Annotated in this window: 12 protein-coding genes and 2 pseudogenes; 7 read left to right on the top strand and 7 right to left on the bottom strand. The window is 76.0% G+C overall.

Annotated elements, in window-relative coordinates; translation table 11 throughout:
* Window positions 1-12: 12 nt before the first annotated feature.
* Window positions 13-999 (bottom strand): oxygenase MpaB family protein, encoded by a 987-nt coding sequence (locus ABD345_RS13145; protein ID WP_344552178.1) that lies wholly within the window; start codon window positions 997-999, stop codon window positions 13-15.
* A 239-nt stretch (window positions 1000-1238) separates the two neighbouring features.
* On the opposite strand from ABD345_RS13145, the gene ABD345_RS13150 reads away from it, so the two are divergent.
* The 3 genes from ABD345_RS13150 (at window position 1239) to ABD345_RS13160 (ending at window position 5247) form a co-directional block, all read left to right on the top strand.
* Window positions 1239-2582 carry a hypothetical protein gene (locus tag ABD345_RS13150; protein WP_344552179.1) on the top strand — a complete coding sequence of 448 codons (1344 nt, stop codon included), beginning with the start codon at window positions 1239-1241 and terminating at the stop codon, window positions 2580-2582.
* A 167-nt stretch (window positions 2583-2749) separates the two neighbouring features.
* Window positions 2750-3994: an AAA family ATPase gene (locus ABD345_RS13155; protein WP_344552180.1), complete on the top strand. Its 1245-nt coding sequence runs from the start codon at window positions 2750-2752 to the stop codon at window positions 3992-3994.
* Window positions 3991-5247 carry a vWA domain-containing protein gene (locus ABD345_RS13160; RefSeq protein WP_344552181.1) on the top strand — a complete coding sequence of 419 codons (1257 nt, stop codon included), beginning with the start codon at window positions 3991-3993 and terminating at the stop codon, window positions 5245-5247. Before ABD345_RS13155 ends, ABD345_RS13160 begins: the two co-directional genes overlap by 4 nt.
* Here the strand turns inward: ABD345_RS13160 and ABD345_RS13165 are convergent.
* The 5 genes and pseudogenes from ABD345_RS13165 to ABD345_RS13185 form a co-directional block, all read right to left on the bottom strand.
* Window positions 5234-6016, bottom strand: coding sequence for a phosphotransferase (locus ABD345_RS13165; protein WP_344552182.1), 783 nt, complete (start codon window positions 6014-6016; stop codon window positions 5234-5236). The two genes, ABD345_RS13160 and ABD345_RS13165, sit on opposite strands and share 14 nt — an antisense overlap.
* Before the next feature lie 91 nt (window positions 6017-6107).
* Window positions 6108-6956 (bottom strand): 5-oxoprolinase subunit C family protein, encoded by an 849-nt coding sequence (locus tag ABD345_RS13170; RefSeq protein WP_344552192.1) that lies wholly within the window; start codon window positions 6954-6956, stop codon window positions 6108-6110.
* A gap of 180 nt (window positions 6957-7136) precedes the next feature.
* Window positions 7137-7850, bottom strand: a pseudogene (locus ABD345_RS13175) (5-oxoprolinase subunit B family protein); the annotation flags it as partial.
* A gap of 27 nt (window positions 7851-7877) precedes the next feature.
* Window positions 7878-8306: a DUF6114 domain-containing protein gene (locus ABD345_RS13180; RefSeq protein WP_425556806.1), complete on the bottom strand. Its 429-nt coding sequence runs from the start codon at window positions 8304-8306 to the stop codon at window positions 7878-7880.
* 181 nt (window positions 8307-8487) lie between these two features.
* A complete protein-coding gene (locus ABD345_RS13185) occupies window positions 8488-9117 on the bottom strand; it encodes a DUF6230 family protein (RefSeq protein ID WP_344552184.1) in 630 nt (209 codons plus the stop codon).
* A gap of 543 nt (window positions 9118-9660) precedes the next feature.
* On the opposite strand from ABD345_RS13185, the gene ABD345_RS13190 reads away from it, so the two are divergent.
* Together ABD345_RS13190 and ABD345_RS13195 are read left to right on the top strand one after the other, a co-directional pair.
* A complete protein-coding gene (locus ABD345_RS13190) occupies window positions 9661-10590 on the top strand; it encodes a hypothetical protein (RefSeq protein WP_344552185.1) in 930 nt (309 codons plus the stop codon).
* A gap of 167 nt (window positions 10591-10757) precedes the next feature.
* Window positions 10758-11420 carry a Tat pathway signal sequence domain protein gene (locus ABD345_RS13195; protein WP_344552186.1) on the top strand — a complete coding sequence of 221 codons (663 nt, stop codon included), beginning with the start codon at window positions 10758-10760 and terminating at the stop codon, window positions 11418-11420.
* 69 nt (window positions 11421-11489) lie between these two features.
* Here the strand turns inward: ABD345_RS13195 and ABD345_RS13200 are convergent, their stop codons facing one another.
* The gene (locus ABD345_RS13200; protein ID WP_344552187.1) at window positions 11490-12092 is read right to left on the bottom strand and encodes a helix-turn-helix domain-containing protein; all 603 of its coding nucleotides are present in this window, start codon (window positions 12090-12092) and stop codon (window positions 11490-11492) included.
* Between the two features lie 94 nt (window positions 12093-12186).
* Between ABD345_RS13200 and ABD345_RS13205 the strand changes: the two genes are divergently transcribed.
* On the top strand, window positions 12187-13824 hold the full coding sequence (locus ABD345_RS13205; protein WP_344552188.1) for an FAD-dependent oxidoreductase: 1638 nt from the start codon (window positions 12187-12189) through the stop codon (window positions 13822-13824).
* 116 nt (window positions 13825-13940) lie between these two features.
* Window positions 13941-14033, top strand: a pseudogene (locus ABD345_RS13210) (electron transfer flavoprotein subunit beta); the annotation flags it as partial.

Below are 14033 nucleotides of genomic sequence, written 5' to 3' on the forward strand. Positions count from 1 at the left end.
GCGGAGGGGCCGTCAGCGCGCCCCGCCGCCCGCCGGTACGGACGCCCGGGTCCGGGCCCGGGCGGTCGCGGCCGCGCGGATCGGGGACAGGCCGCACGCCCAGACCATGACGGCGCCGAGCAGCCGGGCCAGCGGGCGGTCCCAGAGGCGGCGCACCGCCCAGGGGCGGCGGATGCCGAGCGTGCGGCGGGCCCAGCCGGGCAGCAGGCCGATCGCCGCGTTGGTGAGGATCCGGACGGCGAGGCGTTCGCGCCGGGTGCGGCCGAAGTCGCGCAACAGGGCGACGGCCTCCAGCGCCTCGGGGGTGACCCGCAGGGCGCCGCGCACCCCGGCCAGGTAGCGGGCGAGCCCGGCCCGGCTGAGCGGCACGCCGTCCGCACCCAGGAGTTGGCCGGTCTGGGCGGCCTCGGCGAGGTAGTCGTCGCACTGCCGGTCGGTCAACTTCCCCTGCCCCGCGAAGACTTGGTACCCGGCCAGGAAGCAGGCCACCTCGGCGGTGTGCACCCAGCAGAGCAGGTCGGGATCGTCGGCCCGGTACGGGCGGCCCTCGGCGTCGCGGCCGCGGACGTAGCCGTGGACCCGGCGGACGGCGGAGATCGCGGCCTCGGCCGCGGCGGAGGAGCCGAGCGTGGTGGTGGAGACGAAGCGGGCGGTGCGGTGCAACCGGCCGACCGGGTCGGTGCGGTAGTCGGAGTGCTCGGCGACGGCGCGCATCGCCACCGGGTGCAGGGACTGGAGCATCAGCGCGGCGAACCCGCCGACCAGCATCCCGGCGGGGTGCCCGTGCACCCGCCACACCACGCTGTCCGGCCCGAACAGCCCGGGGTCGCCGAGCGGGCGGTCGTAGCGCTCCAGGTGCAGATCGGCGCCGTGCACCGTGGAGTTGATCTCACGCAGCAGGCGCAGCCGCAGCAGCTCCGCGGGCCGCCGCCAGCCGGCACGACCGACCGCTCCGGCACCATCCGCCGTCGGGCCGTCCGCGATCCCTCCGTCCGACATCTCCCACCGCCGTTCCCGGTCCGCCCCGGGCCGCCCCGGCCCCTTGCCGCCCCACCCTACGTCGGGACCGCATCCGGGGGACCGGGCGGTGCGGGCGGGCCGGCCGGAGGACCGGCCGGAGGGCCGGCCGGAGGGCCGACCGGTGCGGAAAGGGGCTGACAGGTCGGCGATCTGCGGCTACGATCACCGGCGATGACTACTCACGGATTGGAGGTCCCGTCCTTCCGAAGTGCGTGCTGATGGCCGACACTTCCCTCCTGGACGAGGACACCCGTAACAGTTTCTGGTCGCGCGTGCGGCGCTTCGCCGTCCCCCCGACCATGATCGAGAACGCCACCGCCCGCCGTGCGCTGGGCGATTGGGGCGGCGCCTGCACGGCGGCCGGATGCGATCCGGCGTTCGAGCTGCGTGCCGTCACCCGCGCCCACGGCTCCGAGCTGACCGGGCGGCTCCGGGCCGACCTGCGGCACCTGGCCCCCGACCTGCTGCGCTGGCACCTGCCGCGGATCGCCCCGGACGGGGTGCTGCGGCCCGGGCTGACGCTGACCCTGGCGCGCTACCCGCGCGACGGGGGCGGGGCGCCGCTGCACCTGGTGGCCCGCACCGCACCCGGCCGCGCGGCGGCGGCCCAGCGCGTCACGCTGGCGCTGTGGGACGCCGACGACCGCCCGGCCGCCGGGCGGCCCCGGCCGCGCCCCGACCCGCGCTTCCGCCTCGACCTGCACCGGCACCTCTGGGACGCCCGACGCGCCCCCGAACTCGCGGACCGGGTGGCGAACTTGACAGACAGTCAGTTCGCCGAGCCCGCCTGGGAGTTCGAGGCCGACCTGGTGCGGGCGGCGGACGGCCTGCCCGCGGACGCCCCCGTCGCGGTGCGGCTCGCCCACCGACGGCACCTGCTGCTCGGCGGCCGGGCGTCCGGTGCCGCCCCGCCGCAGGCCCGGCGCCGGACGCCCGGCCTCGCCGTGCTGCCGGACGCGGCGACCTGGACGCCGCCCGACCTGCTGCTACTGCGCGCGGGGCTGATCGGACCGGACGGACTGCACCCGCTGGTGGCGGCCGCCCTCGCCCCCGACCACCGCCGCGCCGTTCCCGAACCGGCCGGTGCGGACGGGCCGTTGACGGTGCGGTGCCGTGGCGCGGCGCACCGGATCGCCGTGGTCGACGGGGTGCTCGTCCCGCTCGACCACGACCCGGAGCAGCTGCGGCGCGAGGAGCTGCTGGCCGGCTTCGGCGGGCCGCCGCTGCCCTGCCTGCGGGCGATCGACCGCGCGCACCGGCAGCCGGAGGACCTGGACGCCGTCCGGCAGCGGCTGCTGCACGGCGACCGCGCCGGGGCGCTGGCCGCCGTGCACCGGCTGCTCGGCGCGCAGGCCGTCCTGCCCGCCGGGCCGCTGGCCGAGGCCCTGGAGGCCGACACCCGGCAGCGCCTGGTGCACGGCCTGCACGCGGCCGGTCTCGAACCCGAACGCAGCCGCTACGACACCGCTCCCGCCTACCCCCCGGGCGACCCGCGCCCGCACGGGCGGCCGCACCGCGCCTCCTCCCGCTCCCCCCGGCACCGGCGCGGCTGGCAGGGCTGACCCCGCCCCGCCGTGCCCTGGCCTGCCCCTGACCTGCCCTGCCCCTGCCCCTGCCCCTGCCCCTGCCGCCTGCCGCCTGCCGCCTGCCGCCTGCCGCCTGCCGCAGGACGTCCCGCCGTACCGCACCGTCACCCGTGCCCCCTCTCCCGACCCCAGGTGGATCACCCTTGCCTTCTTCCGTCACGCCCCAGACCGCTTCCTCCCTCTCCTCCCGACTCGCCGTCGCGGAACGGCTGTTGGACCTCCTGAAGGAGTCCGGCACCGAGCCCCGACAGGACCTCCAGACCGAGGCGCTGACCCTCGCCGTCGCCGCCGACCTGCCCGTGCTGCTGTGGGGGGAGCCGGGCATCGGGAAGACCGCCGCGCTGACCCAGCTCGCCACCGAACTCGACCTGCCGCTCACCACGGTGATCGCCAGCGTCCACGAGCCGTCCGACTTCTCCGGCCTGCCGGTGATCGGCGACGACCCGGCCGCGCAGGGCGTGCCGCTGGCGCCGCCGGACTGGGCGGTGCGGCTGGTCCGGCAGGGTCGCGGGCTGCTGTTCCTCGACGAGCTGTCCACCGCCCCGCCCGCGGTGCAGGCCGCACTGCTCCGACTGGTGCTGGAGCGGCGGATCGGCTCGCTCCAACTCCCGCCGGGGGTGCGGATCGTGGCCGCGGCGAACCCGCGCGCCTCGGCCGCCGACGGCTGGGAGCTGAGCCCGCCGCTGGCCAACCGCTTCGTCCACCTGGACTGGGTGCACGACGCCGAGGTGGTGGTGCGCGGCCTCGGCGGGGTGTGGCCGCGCGCCGAACTGCCCCGGCTGGATCCCGAACGGCTGCCCGCCGCCGTCGAGTTCGCCCGTCGCGCGGTGTGCGGGCTGCTCACCGTCCGGCCCGAGCTGACCCACCGACTGCCGTCCGCCGAGACCCGGCGCGGCAAGGCGTGGCCGTCGCCGCGCAGTTGGGAGATGACCGTGCGGCTGCTGGCCTTCGGCTCGGCGGCCGGGTCCTCCCGGGAGGTGCTGTCGCTGCTGGTGCGCGGCAGTGTCGGCGACGGCCCGGGGCTCGAACTGCTGGCCGCCGTCGACCGGATGGACCTGCCCGCGCCCGAGGACCTGCTCGCCGACCCGTCCGCCGCCGTGCTGCCCGAGCGCGGCGACCTGCGGCAGACCGTGCTGGACGGGGTGGTGGCCGCCGTCCGCTCCCGGCCGACCCGCGAACGGTGGGACTCCGCCTGGGCGTTGATGGCCCGGGCACTGGAGAGCTGCCCGCCGGACGTACTGGTGGTGCCGGTGACCACGCTCGCCTCGCTGCGCCAGGACGCCTGGGAGGTACCGGAGCTGATCCACCGCTTCGCGGGTGCGCTGCAGGTCGTCCGGCGGGCCGAGCGGGCGGCGGCCCGCGTCCCGGCCGGGGCGGGTGGCCGATGAGCGCGCGAACCACCGGCCCCGCCACCGAGCGGTCGCACCTGCGGCTGGACACCGAGAAGCTGTTCGCGGCCCGGCTGCAGGCGGTGCGGGCCCGCCCGTACCTGGCGACCGCGCTGTTCGCGATGCACGTGGTGGAGTCCCGGCGGGTGCCGACCATGGCGGTGGACCGGCACTGGCGGTGTTACGTCTCGCCCGGCTTCGTCGACCGCACCCCGGAGGAGGAGCTGGCCTCGGTCTGGGTGCACGAGGTCTCGCACCTGCTGCGCGACCACGCCCGGCGCGGCGACCTGGCGATGCGCGCGCTGGGCCTGGAGGGGCCCGCCGACCGGCTGCGGGTCAACCTGGCGGCGGACTGCGAGATCAACGACGACGCGTTCGGCGACGGCCTGGTCCGGCCCGCCGACGCCGTCTACCCGAGCACCCTGGGCCTGGCCGAGGACGGGCTGATGGAGGACTACCTGCGGCAGTTCACCCTCGGCACCGAGTACCTGCGCCTGGTGTGGCTGGAGTGCGGCAGCGGCGCGGACGGCCTGGAGCGGGAGTGGGAGCTCGGCCCGGACGGCGCGCACGGCCTGGCCGACCACGAACGCGACCTGGTCCGCTTCCGGGTCGCCCGGGGCATCCTGGCCAAGCCCGGCGACACCCCGGCGGGCTGGCGGCGCTGGGCCGAGCAGGCGTTCCACCCGCCGCAGCCCTGGCGGCAGTTGCTCGCCGCGGCGATCCGCTCCACGATCGCCGCGGCGGGCGCCGGAGCGGACTACAGCTACGGCCGCCCGGCCCGCCGTTCGACCAGCCTGCCCCGGGTGGTGCTGCCCTCGCTGCGGCACCGCCCGCCCCGGGTGACGGTGGTCGTCGACACCTCGGGTTCGGTCAGCGACGCCGAGCTGGGCATCGCGCTGCTGGAGACCGCGGCGATCCTGCGCGCGGTGGACGGGCGGCGCGAACTGGTCTCGGTGATCTCCTGCGACGCGGCCGCCCGGACGGTCCGGCAGGCCGCCGACGGGAGCGGGCTGGCACTGGTCGGCGGTGGCGGCACCGACCTGCGCACCGGTTTCGCCGCCGCCCTGGCCCGGCGCCCCGCCCCGGACGTGCTGGTGGTCCTGACCGACGGCCAGACCCCGTGGCCGAGCGCCGCTCCCCCGTGCCGCACCGTCGTCGGCCTGTTCCCGCGCCGCCGCCCGGTGAACGAGGACGATCCCGACTACGTTCCCGACGATCCGCCGTCCTGGGCGAAGACCGTCACCCTCGGCTGAGCCGGTCCGCCCAACGTCCTTCCCCCGTGAGGAACTTCAGCACGTCGACCTCGCAGCCCGGGGCGAAGGGGTCGAAGCCGTTCTCGGCCAGCCAGCGGACGGCCAGCAGGCTGCGCAGCGCCCACCAGGCGCGGACCACGTCGAGGTCGACGCCGGTGCCGTAGCCGGCGAGGACGTCGTCGAGGTGCTCCTCGTGCCCGAGCGTGAAGGTCGCCAGGTCGTACAGGGCGTCGCCCCGGCCGGCCTCGGACCAGTCGATGACGCCGGTGACCCGGTCGCCGTCGACGAAGACGTGCGCGATCTGCAGGTCCCCGTGGGTGAACGCCTCGGGCCACGGCCGGAACGCGCCCTCGGCGACCCGGCGGGCGCGGGCGACCAGCGCGGCGGGCAGGAGGCCGTCCGCCACCAACCGCCCGCCCTCCGAGTCGAGTTCCTCGGCCAGCCGCTCGATGCTCCGCCCGGCCCGGCCGACCCGGGGCGGCGGCGGGGCGTCGTGCAGCGCCCGGATCGCGGCGCCCGCCGCGGCCCACCCCGCCGGGGAGCCGGTGACCGGCCCGCCCAGGCGTCCGAGCGGCGCCCCGGGGAGAGCGGCCAGCGCGAGCACCGGCGGCCGGTACCAGAGGACCTCCGGGGTCGGCACCGGCACCAGGGACATCAACTCGACCTCGGCGTCCAGCCGCGCCCGGTCGGCGTCCACCTTCAGGAACACGCCGCCGACGCGCAGGGTCGCGCGTTCGGAGTGGGCGACGACGACTTCGACCTCATCCATGGGCTCTCCCGTACCCCGGGCGGGACCCGCCACACGGGCTCGCCACCCGGGCTCGCCACCCGGGCTCGGCACCCGGGCTCGGCACCCGGGCTCAGCGCCCGTCGGCGACCCGGAAGCGCAGCGTGTCGCCGGGCCGGGCCTGCGCGGCGGCGTCCAGGTCGTCCCGGTGGACCACCGCGATCACCGGGTAGCCGCCGGTGACGGGGTGGTCGGCGAGGAACAGGATCGGCCGCCCGGACGGCGGCACCTGGAGCGCGCCGGGCACCATGCCCTCGGAGGGCAGTTCGCCGCCCCGGGACCGCTCCAGGACGGGGCCCGCCAGCCGCATGCCGACCCGGTCGCTCTCGGCGGTCACCGTGTACGGCTCGCCGCACAGGGCGCGCAGCGCGGCGGCGGTGAACCAGTCCTCGCGGGGGCCCGGGACCACCCGCAGCACGGTGGGGCCGGGCCGTTCCCGGCGCGGGGCGTGGTCGGCGGCGGGCCAGCCGGTGGCGGCGGTGCCGACGGGCAGCCGTCGGCCGGGGGCGAGCCGTTCGGGTCCGAGGCCGGCGAGGGTGTCGGTGGCGCGCGAGCCCAGTACGGCGGGGACGTCCAGGCCGCCGCGGACGGCGAGGTAGCCGCGCAGGCCGTGCTCGGGGGTGCCGATCCGCAGCCGGGCTCCGGCGGGCACCGCCAACGGGGTGCGGGCGGCGACCGGACGGCCGTTCAGCCAGGCCGGGCAGTCGGCTCCGGCGAGCGCGCAGGTGGCGGCCCGGTCGAACTCCAACTCGACTCCGCCGAGCGGCATTTCGATCCCGGCTGCGTCCTCGGGGTTGCCCACCAGCCGGTTGGCGAGCCGCAGCGCACCCCGGTCGGCGGCCCCGGAACGCCCGACCCCGAGCGCGGCCAGCCCGGGGCGTCCCAGGTCCTGCACGGTGGCCCCGTACCCGGCCCGGACCACCAGCAGCCCACCCCGCGCCTCCGCGGCCCGTCCGGCCCGTCCGGCCCGTCCGGCCCGTCCGGCCGCCGGGGCTTCCCCGGCCGCTCCGGGCCCCTCGGCCACTCCGGCCCCCGGGTTCCCCTCCGCGCCGACCGCGACGAAGCGCACGGCGGTGCCGGGGCGCAGTCGGGTGGGCGGGTCGGCGGCGGGGTCCCACAGCGGGAGGTCGGTGGTGCCGAGCAGTTGCCAGCCGCCGGGCGAGGTGCGGGGGTAGACGCCGGTGTACTCGTCGGCGACCGCGACCGCCCCGGCCGGGACGCGGGTGCGGGGTTCGGCCCGGCGGGGCACCCGTAGGCGCGGGTCGAGGCCGGTGAGGTAGGCGAAGCCGGGGGCGAAGCCGCAGAACGCGACGCGGTAGCGGGCGGCGGTGTGGCGTTCGACGACCTGCTGCGGCGTCAGTCCGGCCAGCCGGGCGACCTCGGCGAGGTCGGGGCCGTCGTAGCGGACGGGGATCCGCACGGTCTCGGCGGCCGCGGCGGGTGCTGCCGCCTGTGGCGGCAGTGCGCCGACGGCGGCGCGCAGGCGCTGCGGGTCGGTGACGGCGGGGTCGTAGCGGAGCAGGACGGTGCGGGCGGCGGGGACGAGTTCGCCGGTGCCGGGGGGCGGGTTGTCGCGCAGGGCGGCGTGCAGCCGTTGGGCCTGTTCGGCGTCGTCGGCCTCGATCAGGACGGCGTCGCTGCCGCACCGCAGTACCCGCACTGCTTGTCCCCTGTCGCGTCCGCGGCCGCTCCCGGCCCGCCGTCGTGCCCGGTCACGGGCCGTCAGCCGCCCAAGGTACCAAGTGCGGGGGCCCGGCCGCGGTCCCCGCCCGCTCGGTGTGCGGGGACCGCGTCCGGCGCGTCCGGCGGTGGCCACGCTCCTCCGCCGGACGCCGCCCCGGCCTCAGGCCGGGGTGGCTCGGTGTTCCGGCCCGTAGTCCGGTCCGCGCCCCGGTTCGCGCCCCGGTTCGCGGTCCGGTGCGGGCTGCGAGGCGGGCCGTGGTGCGGGTTTCGGCGTGCGGCGCAGCAGTCGGCGGCGGCGGGGCTGGTCGGGGAGCCAGCCGAAGGCGAGGCTGCTGCCGGCCAGGCCGAGCAGCAGGCCGATGAAGAAGCCGCCGAGGTTGGAGGTGACCCAGGTGCCGAGGGTGGCGAGGACGGCGAGCACGGAGTAGAAGACCCGCTGGACGGGGTGGAAGATCAGCAGGAGTCCGCAGAGCACCATCAGGGCGGGGACGACGTACCCGGCCAGGCCGAGCATGCCGATGCGGATGACCATGCGCATCGGGGCCTTCTCGGTGAACAGGATCTCGGCGCCGGCCAGCACGACCAGCAGGCCGCCCCAGAACGGTCGGCGTCCGCGCCAGCCGGCGAAGCCGCGCGGGGCGGGCGGGGCGGGCGGCCCCGGGGTGGCCGCGGCGGTCCCCCCGCCGTCCGGCGCACCACCGTCTCCGCCGCTGCTGTCGGCGGGCCGGGCGGCCGTGGTGTCGGCCGCCCGGTCCGGTGCCGGTCCGGGTTCAGCAGCCATTGCTGCTGAAGCTGAGGTGCATGTTGGGCAGCCGGAAGGTCCCGGCGGTGGTGGCGTAGTTCTGCTGCCGGAAGTGGTCGACGGCCACGGTGTCGCCCTGCTGGCCGAACATGCCGGGCGGGCCGGCCACGCCGCCCTTGTCGAAGGTGCTGGCGTCGCGGCCGACTTCGAGGTTCTTGAACTCGGCGTCGCCGCTCATCAGGTCGGAGTCGGTGGTGAGGTTCTCGGCGGTGACGGGGGTGCCCTTGTCGCCGGCGGTGATCAGCAGGTTGATGCCGCCCAGGTTGACGCTCTGGCAGAGCTTGGTGAGCGAGGCGTTCTTGACCACGGTCTGGATCAGGAACAGCTGGCCGCCGGTGTCCCCGGCGTTGGGGCTGTTCTCGATCATGTTGTCGAGGGTGCCGAACTGCTCGAACCCGGTGCCGTCGAGCTTGTCGGCGGTGACCTCGAAGGCCATGCCGGAGATGGCGAACTGGGTGGCGAGGACGTTCTGCGCGGTCAGGGTCACCAGGACGCCCGCGGTGACGCAGGCCGGTATCGCCATCAGTGCGGCGCGGCGCAGCCGTACCCGGCCGCGCCCGGTCGGGGTGGCGGCGGGTTGTTCTGCGGAGGGTGCCATGGACAGCTCCAGAGGGTCGGGTGGGGGATCCGCGGCTCACCGGGGGCGGGTGGGTCTGGCGTGGGACCGGATCGCCAACTGTGGTGCACGGCAGTGCAGTTGACGATCTTTCTCACAACCGGCGGCTGACTGGAAGTTACCCCGGGGTACATGGCGGGTCAATACTTCGCGCACCGCCCGTGAATTCCTGAACAGCAGTCAATTCCTGTTACTGGTGGGGCATTTGGATTCCCTGGCCGCCCGAACTCCGCTCACCTTCCTTCCAACTTCCGCCCTCCTCCTTGACGTTGAGCCGGAAAGCCACCTAGAACTTGGCAGGTACCCGGCGGTAACCACGGCGTCACGTCCGTACCCCCGGGTCGTTCTCGCTCCGGCCCGGCGCTTTTCCCCGTACGGGGGCGCCGCGTTCCCGGTACGGCGGGCCGCTCCGGCGCGACGGTGGCAGTCGCGCGCCCCCGGCCCGGTCGCTCGTGGCGTCGAGCGCCCCGATCCCTCCGGTTCCACCGCCCCGCCCCCACCCCCTGCCGTCAGGAGTGCCCCGCCATGCGCTTCCCTCCCACCGCCCCCCAGCGCCGCCGGCTGCTGCCGGCCGCCGCCCTCGCCTCGGCCGCCCTGCTGGCGGGCGTCACCCCGGCCTCCGCCGCCACCGGCACCGCGGCACCCGGTGCCCCGTACACCGGCATGGGGAACTGTCCGCTCTCCGCGCCCGCCATGCACGATCCGGCCAACCTCCAGGTCGGCTGCCTGGTGTCGGTGACCAACGCCGGGAAGTTCACCCTCGGCAGCACCGTGGTGCCGTTCAACTCGCCGATCACGCTGCAGTTCGGCTTCTACTGGGACAAGTCCGCGCCCGAGGTGGCGTTCCCGGACGGCAGCACCGCCAACCAGTACACCGTGGTGCCGCCCACCAGCGCCCCGCTGCTCAGCGCGCCGATGGTGCAGATCAACATCCCGGGCATCCAGAACTTCCTGCCCGGCATCACCAGCGTCTTCGCGCAGGTCGAACTCGCGGGCCCGGTCACCAAGTTCACCCCGCTGGCGACCGGCGAGCCGTACCCGGTGTTCCAGCTGCCGATCAAACTGCACCTGTACAACGCGCTGTTCGGCGCGCACTGCTACGTCGGCTCGGACGCCGCGCCGCTGCTGCTCAAGCCCACCACGGGAGCCACCGGCGCCACCCCGCCGATGACCGGCGACCCGGGCACCCTGGACTACGCCCCCGACCCCAACGGGCACGGCGCGCTGGCCATTTCGGAGACCGGCGCCTCCCTGGTCGACAACACCTTCGCGGTGCCCGGCGCCAACGGGTGCGGCCTGCTCGGCTCGCTGAACCAGATCATCAACTGGACGATGGGGCTGCCCGCCGCCGCGGGCAAGGACTCGGTGAGCTTCCAGCAGACCAACGCCTCCTTCGTGCTGGACACCGACATCGCCGACCTCACCGCCGCGCTGAGCGACAGCGCCGCGCACTGACCCGGCTCCCGCTCCGCCGTCCCCCGCCCCACCGGCCCCGCCCCACCGGGGCCGCTCCCCCACCGACCCGTGCCGCCGCCCCGTCCCCAGCGCGGGGCCGGCACGCGCTCCGACGACCTCGCCGGAGCAGCTCCGTCCGCCCCACCCACCGGAAGGAACCAACCCTCATGCGCAACCGCACCTTCGCGGGCATCGCCGCCCTCGCCGCCGCCGGAACCCTGCTCGCCCTGCCCGCCGTCCCGGCCAGTGCGGCCGGCACCACCCCGGTGCTGACCATCGCCGGCAGCGGCGCCGCCGTCGGGGTCGGCGACAGCCTGTCGGCGAACCTGGTGAGCGGCACCCTGGCCACCATGTACAACCCGGGCACCACCACCGGCGTCAAGTGCACCGCCTCCACCATCGGCGGCAGCGTGAGCAGCAACCCGCTCGCCACCGGCTCCGCCACCGCGTCCGGCCCGGTCGGCACCCTGACCTTCTCCGGCTGCACCTCCAACGTGGTCGGCGTCAGCGGCGTGAACAGCCTGACCATGAGCAACCTGCCCTACACCCTGAGCATCTCCGACGCCGCCGGGTTCCCGGTCGCCCTGAGCGGCTCCATCCAGGCGGTCGTCAACCTCAAGACCCTGGCCGGCAACGCCCTGTGCACCTACGCCTCCACCGGCGGCGCCCTGAACGGCAACGCCACCAACTCCCCGGCGCAGATCACCATGACCAACCAGGGCTTCACCAAGCTGACCGGTCCGAGCATCTGCTTCGCCGCGATCAGCTTCTCGGCCGCCTACGGCCCGGTCACCGACACCACCCTCGGCGGCACGGTCTTCGTCAACTGACGTACCACCAGCGCTCGTTCGGGCGCCGCGCTCACCCCCACGGGCGCGGCGCCCCCATCTGACGCACCGTCAATCCCCTTGCTCGCCAACCCGGCTGGCGGTGCGGGCCCGTACGTGCACCCGCTCCCCCTGCGGGCCGAACAGGCTCAGGAACTCCACCGGTGTCCGCCCCGCGTTGGTGAACAGGTGCGGCGTGCGGGTGTCGAACTCGGCCGCCTCGCCCGCCTTCAGCACCACCTCGTGCTCGCCCAGCTTCAGCAGCAGCTCCCCGGAGAGCACGTACAGCCACTCGTGGCCCTCGTGCGTGCGCTGCTCGCAGTTCTCCCGGCTGCCACCCGCCGGGACGACGATCTTGTACGCCTGCATGCCGCCGAGGCTGCGGGCCAGCGGCAGGTACGTCCAGCCGTGCCGGACGAACGAACGCAGCCGCACCCGGGGGTCGCCGGTGGGCGGGGCGTCGACCAGTTCGTCCAGGGCCACGCCGTGCGCGCGGGCCAGCGGCAGCAGCAGCTCCAGGGTCGGGCGCCGCCCGCCGGACTCCAGCCGGGACAGCGTGCTGACCGAGATGCCGGTCTGCTCGCTGAGCTGCGCCAGCGTGGTGCCGTGCTGCTGCCGGATCGCCCGCAGCCGGGGGCCGACGCCGGTCAGCACCGCCTCGAAGTCCTCGCCCATCGCCCTGCTCCTCTCCCTCGTCCCGTCCACTCCTCCATTTGCCACCTCAGCAACATTGTTTGTCAATCCGGCGAACGCGGCGCACCATCGAGCCATGACCACGACGCACCAGCACGAGCACCCGCACCCGCACGAGCACGCCGACCGGCACCCGCACCCGGTCCGCCACCACGACGTCCTGATCGTCGGCGGCGGCGCCGCCGGGCTCAGCGGCGCCCTGACCCTGGCCCGGGCCCGCCGCTCGGTGCTGGTCGTCGACTCCGGCCGGCCGCGCAACGCGCCCGCCGACGGCATCCACGGCCTGCTCGGCCGCGAGGGCCTGCCGCCCGCCGAGCTGGTCGCCGCCGGCCGGGCCGAGGTCGCCTCCTACGGCGGCGAGTTCCACGACGCCGAGGTGCTGACCGTCAGCCGGGAGGCGGACGGCGGTTTCCGCGCCGGGCTGTCGGACGGCAGCGCGGTGCACGCCCGCCGCCTGCTGCTGACCACCGGCACCACCGACCTGCTGCCCGAGGTGCCCGGCCTGGCCGGGCGCTGGGGGCGCCAGGTGGTGCACTGCCCGTACTGCCACGGCTGGGAGGTCCGCGACCGGAAGATCGCCGTGCTGGCCACCAACCCGGTGGTCGCCGTCCACCAGGCGCTGCTGTGGCGGCAGTGGAGCGCGGACGTCACCCTGCTCGCGCACACCAGCGCGCCCTTCGACGAGCAGCAGCGGCGCGAACTGGCCGCCCGCGGCGTGACCGTGCTGGCGGGCGAGGTCGTCGCGCTGCTGCCGGAGGGCACGGACGCCGAGCTGACCGGCGTGCGGCTGGCCGACGGCACCGAGGCGGCGTGCGAGGCGCTGGCCGTCGGCACCGAGATGGCGGTGACCGCGCCGTTCCTGGCCGAGCTCGGCCTGGCGGCCACCGACCTGGTCCGCGAGGGCGTCCGCTTCGCCACCCGGCTGGCCACCACCGACCCGACCGGCGCCACCGGCGTCCCCGGCGTCTGGGCGGCGGGCAACCTGACCGACCCGGCCGCGCAGGTCGCGATCGCCGCCGCCGACGGGCTGCGCGCCGCCGCCGCGATCAACGCCGACCTGGTCGCCGAGGAGACCCGGCTCGCCGTCGACGCGGTCGAGTTCTGGGAGAGGCGCTACGGCGAGAGCGAGCAGATCTGGAGCGGCCGCCCGAACGCCTCGCTGACCGTGCAGGCCGCCGACCTGAAGCCCGGCCGCGCCCTGGACCTGGGCTGCGGCGAAGGCGGGGACGCGATCTGGCTGGCCAAGCAGGGCTGGCAGGTCACCGCCGCGGACATCTCGCAGGTCGCCCTGGAGCGGGCCGCCGCCCGGGCCGCCGTGGAGAACGTCGCCGACCGGGTCGAGTGGCAGCGCGTCGACCTGGCGCACGCCTTCCCGTCCGGCGCGTACGACCTGGTCTCGGCGCAGTTCCTGCACTCCCCCGCCGAGTTCCCGCGCGAGCGGGTGCTGCGCCGGGCCGCCGCGGCCGTCGCCCCCGGCGGCACGCTGCTGGTCACCAGCCACGCCGCGTCCCCCGTCAAGCACGACCACCCGCACCCCGAGATGCACTTCCCCACCCCACAGGAGATGCTCGCCTCGCTGCGACTGGACCCGTCCGAGTGGACCGTCGAGCTCGCCGAGGAGCACGCCCGGCACGACCACCCCGGGCACCCCGTCACCGATCCGGACGCCCGCCCGCACCGCGACTCCACCCTGCGCCTGCGCCGCGCCGCCTGACCGCCGGGCCTGGGAACTGAGTCCCCCCTCACACCGCCGGGAGAGTGGATCTGTGGCACGGAGTGTGGTCTAGTTAGGGTACTCAGTTCCCTCCCGTAGGAAAGGACAAGGCGGCCGTGAGCTTGAGGATCGTTGTCTGTGTGAAGTACGTGCCCGACGCGACCGGTGACCGTCGCTTCGCGGACGATGCCACCACCGACCGGGAGGGC

The sequence above is a fragment of the Kitasatospora saccharophila genome (assembly GCF_039529925.1).
Lineage (GTDB): Bacteria > Actinomycetota > Actinomycetes > Streptomycetales > Streptomycetaceae > Kitasatospora > Kitasatospora saccharophila.

Excerpts from the sequence above, each read along its gene's own strand:
- ABD345_RS13145 (WP_344552178.1), bottom strand. The coding sequence starts at position 999 with ATGTCGGACGGAGGGATCGCGGACGGCCCGACGGCGGATGGTGCCGGA.
- ABD345_RS13150 (WP_344552179.1), top strand. The coding sequence starts at position 1,239 with ATGGCCGACACTTCCCTCCTGGACGAGGACACCCGTAACAGTTTCTGG.
- ABD345_RS13160 (WP_344552181.1), top strand. The coding sequence starts at position 3,991 with ATGAGCGCGCGAACCACCGGCCCCGCCACCGAGCGGTCGCACCTGCGG.
- ABD345_RS13165 (WP_344552182.1), bottom strand. The coding sequence starts at position 6,016 with ATGGATGAGGTCGAAGTCGTCGTCGCCCACTCCGAACGCGCGACCCTG.
- ABD345_RS13185 (WP_344552184.1), bottom strand. The coding sequence starts at position 9,117 with ATGGCACCCTCCGCAGAACAACCCGCCGCCACCCCGACCGGGCGCGGC.
- ABD345_RS13190 (WP_344552185.1), top strand. The coding sequence starts at position 9,661 with ATGCGCTTCCCTCCCACCGCCCCCCAGCGCCGCCGGCTGCTGCCGGCC.
- ABD345_RS13195 (WP_344552186.1), top strand. The coding sequence starts at position 10,758 with ATGCGCAACCGCACCTTCGCGGGCATCGCCGCCCTCGCCGCCGCCGGA.
- ABD345_RS13200 (WP_344552187.1), bottom strand. The coding sequence starts at position 12,092 with ATGGGCGAGGACTTCGAGGCGGTGCTGACCGGCGTCGGCCCCCGGCTG.
- ABD345_RS13205 (WP_344552188.1), top strand. The coding sequence starts at position 12,187 with ATGACCACGACGCACCAGCACGAGCACCCGCACCCGCACGAGCACGCC.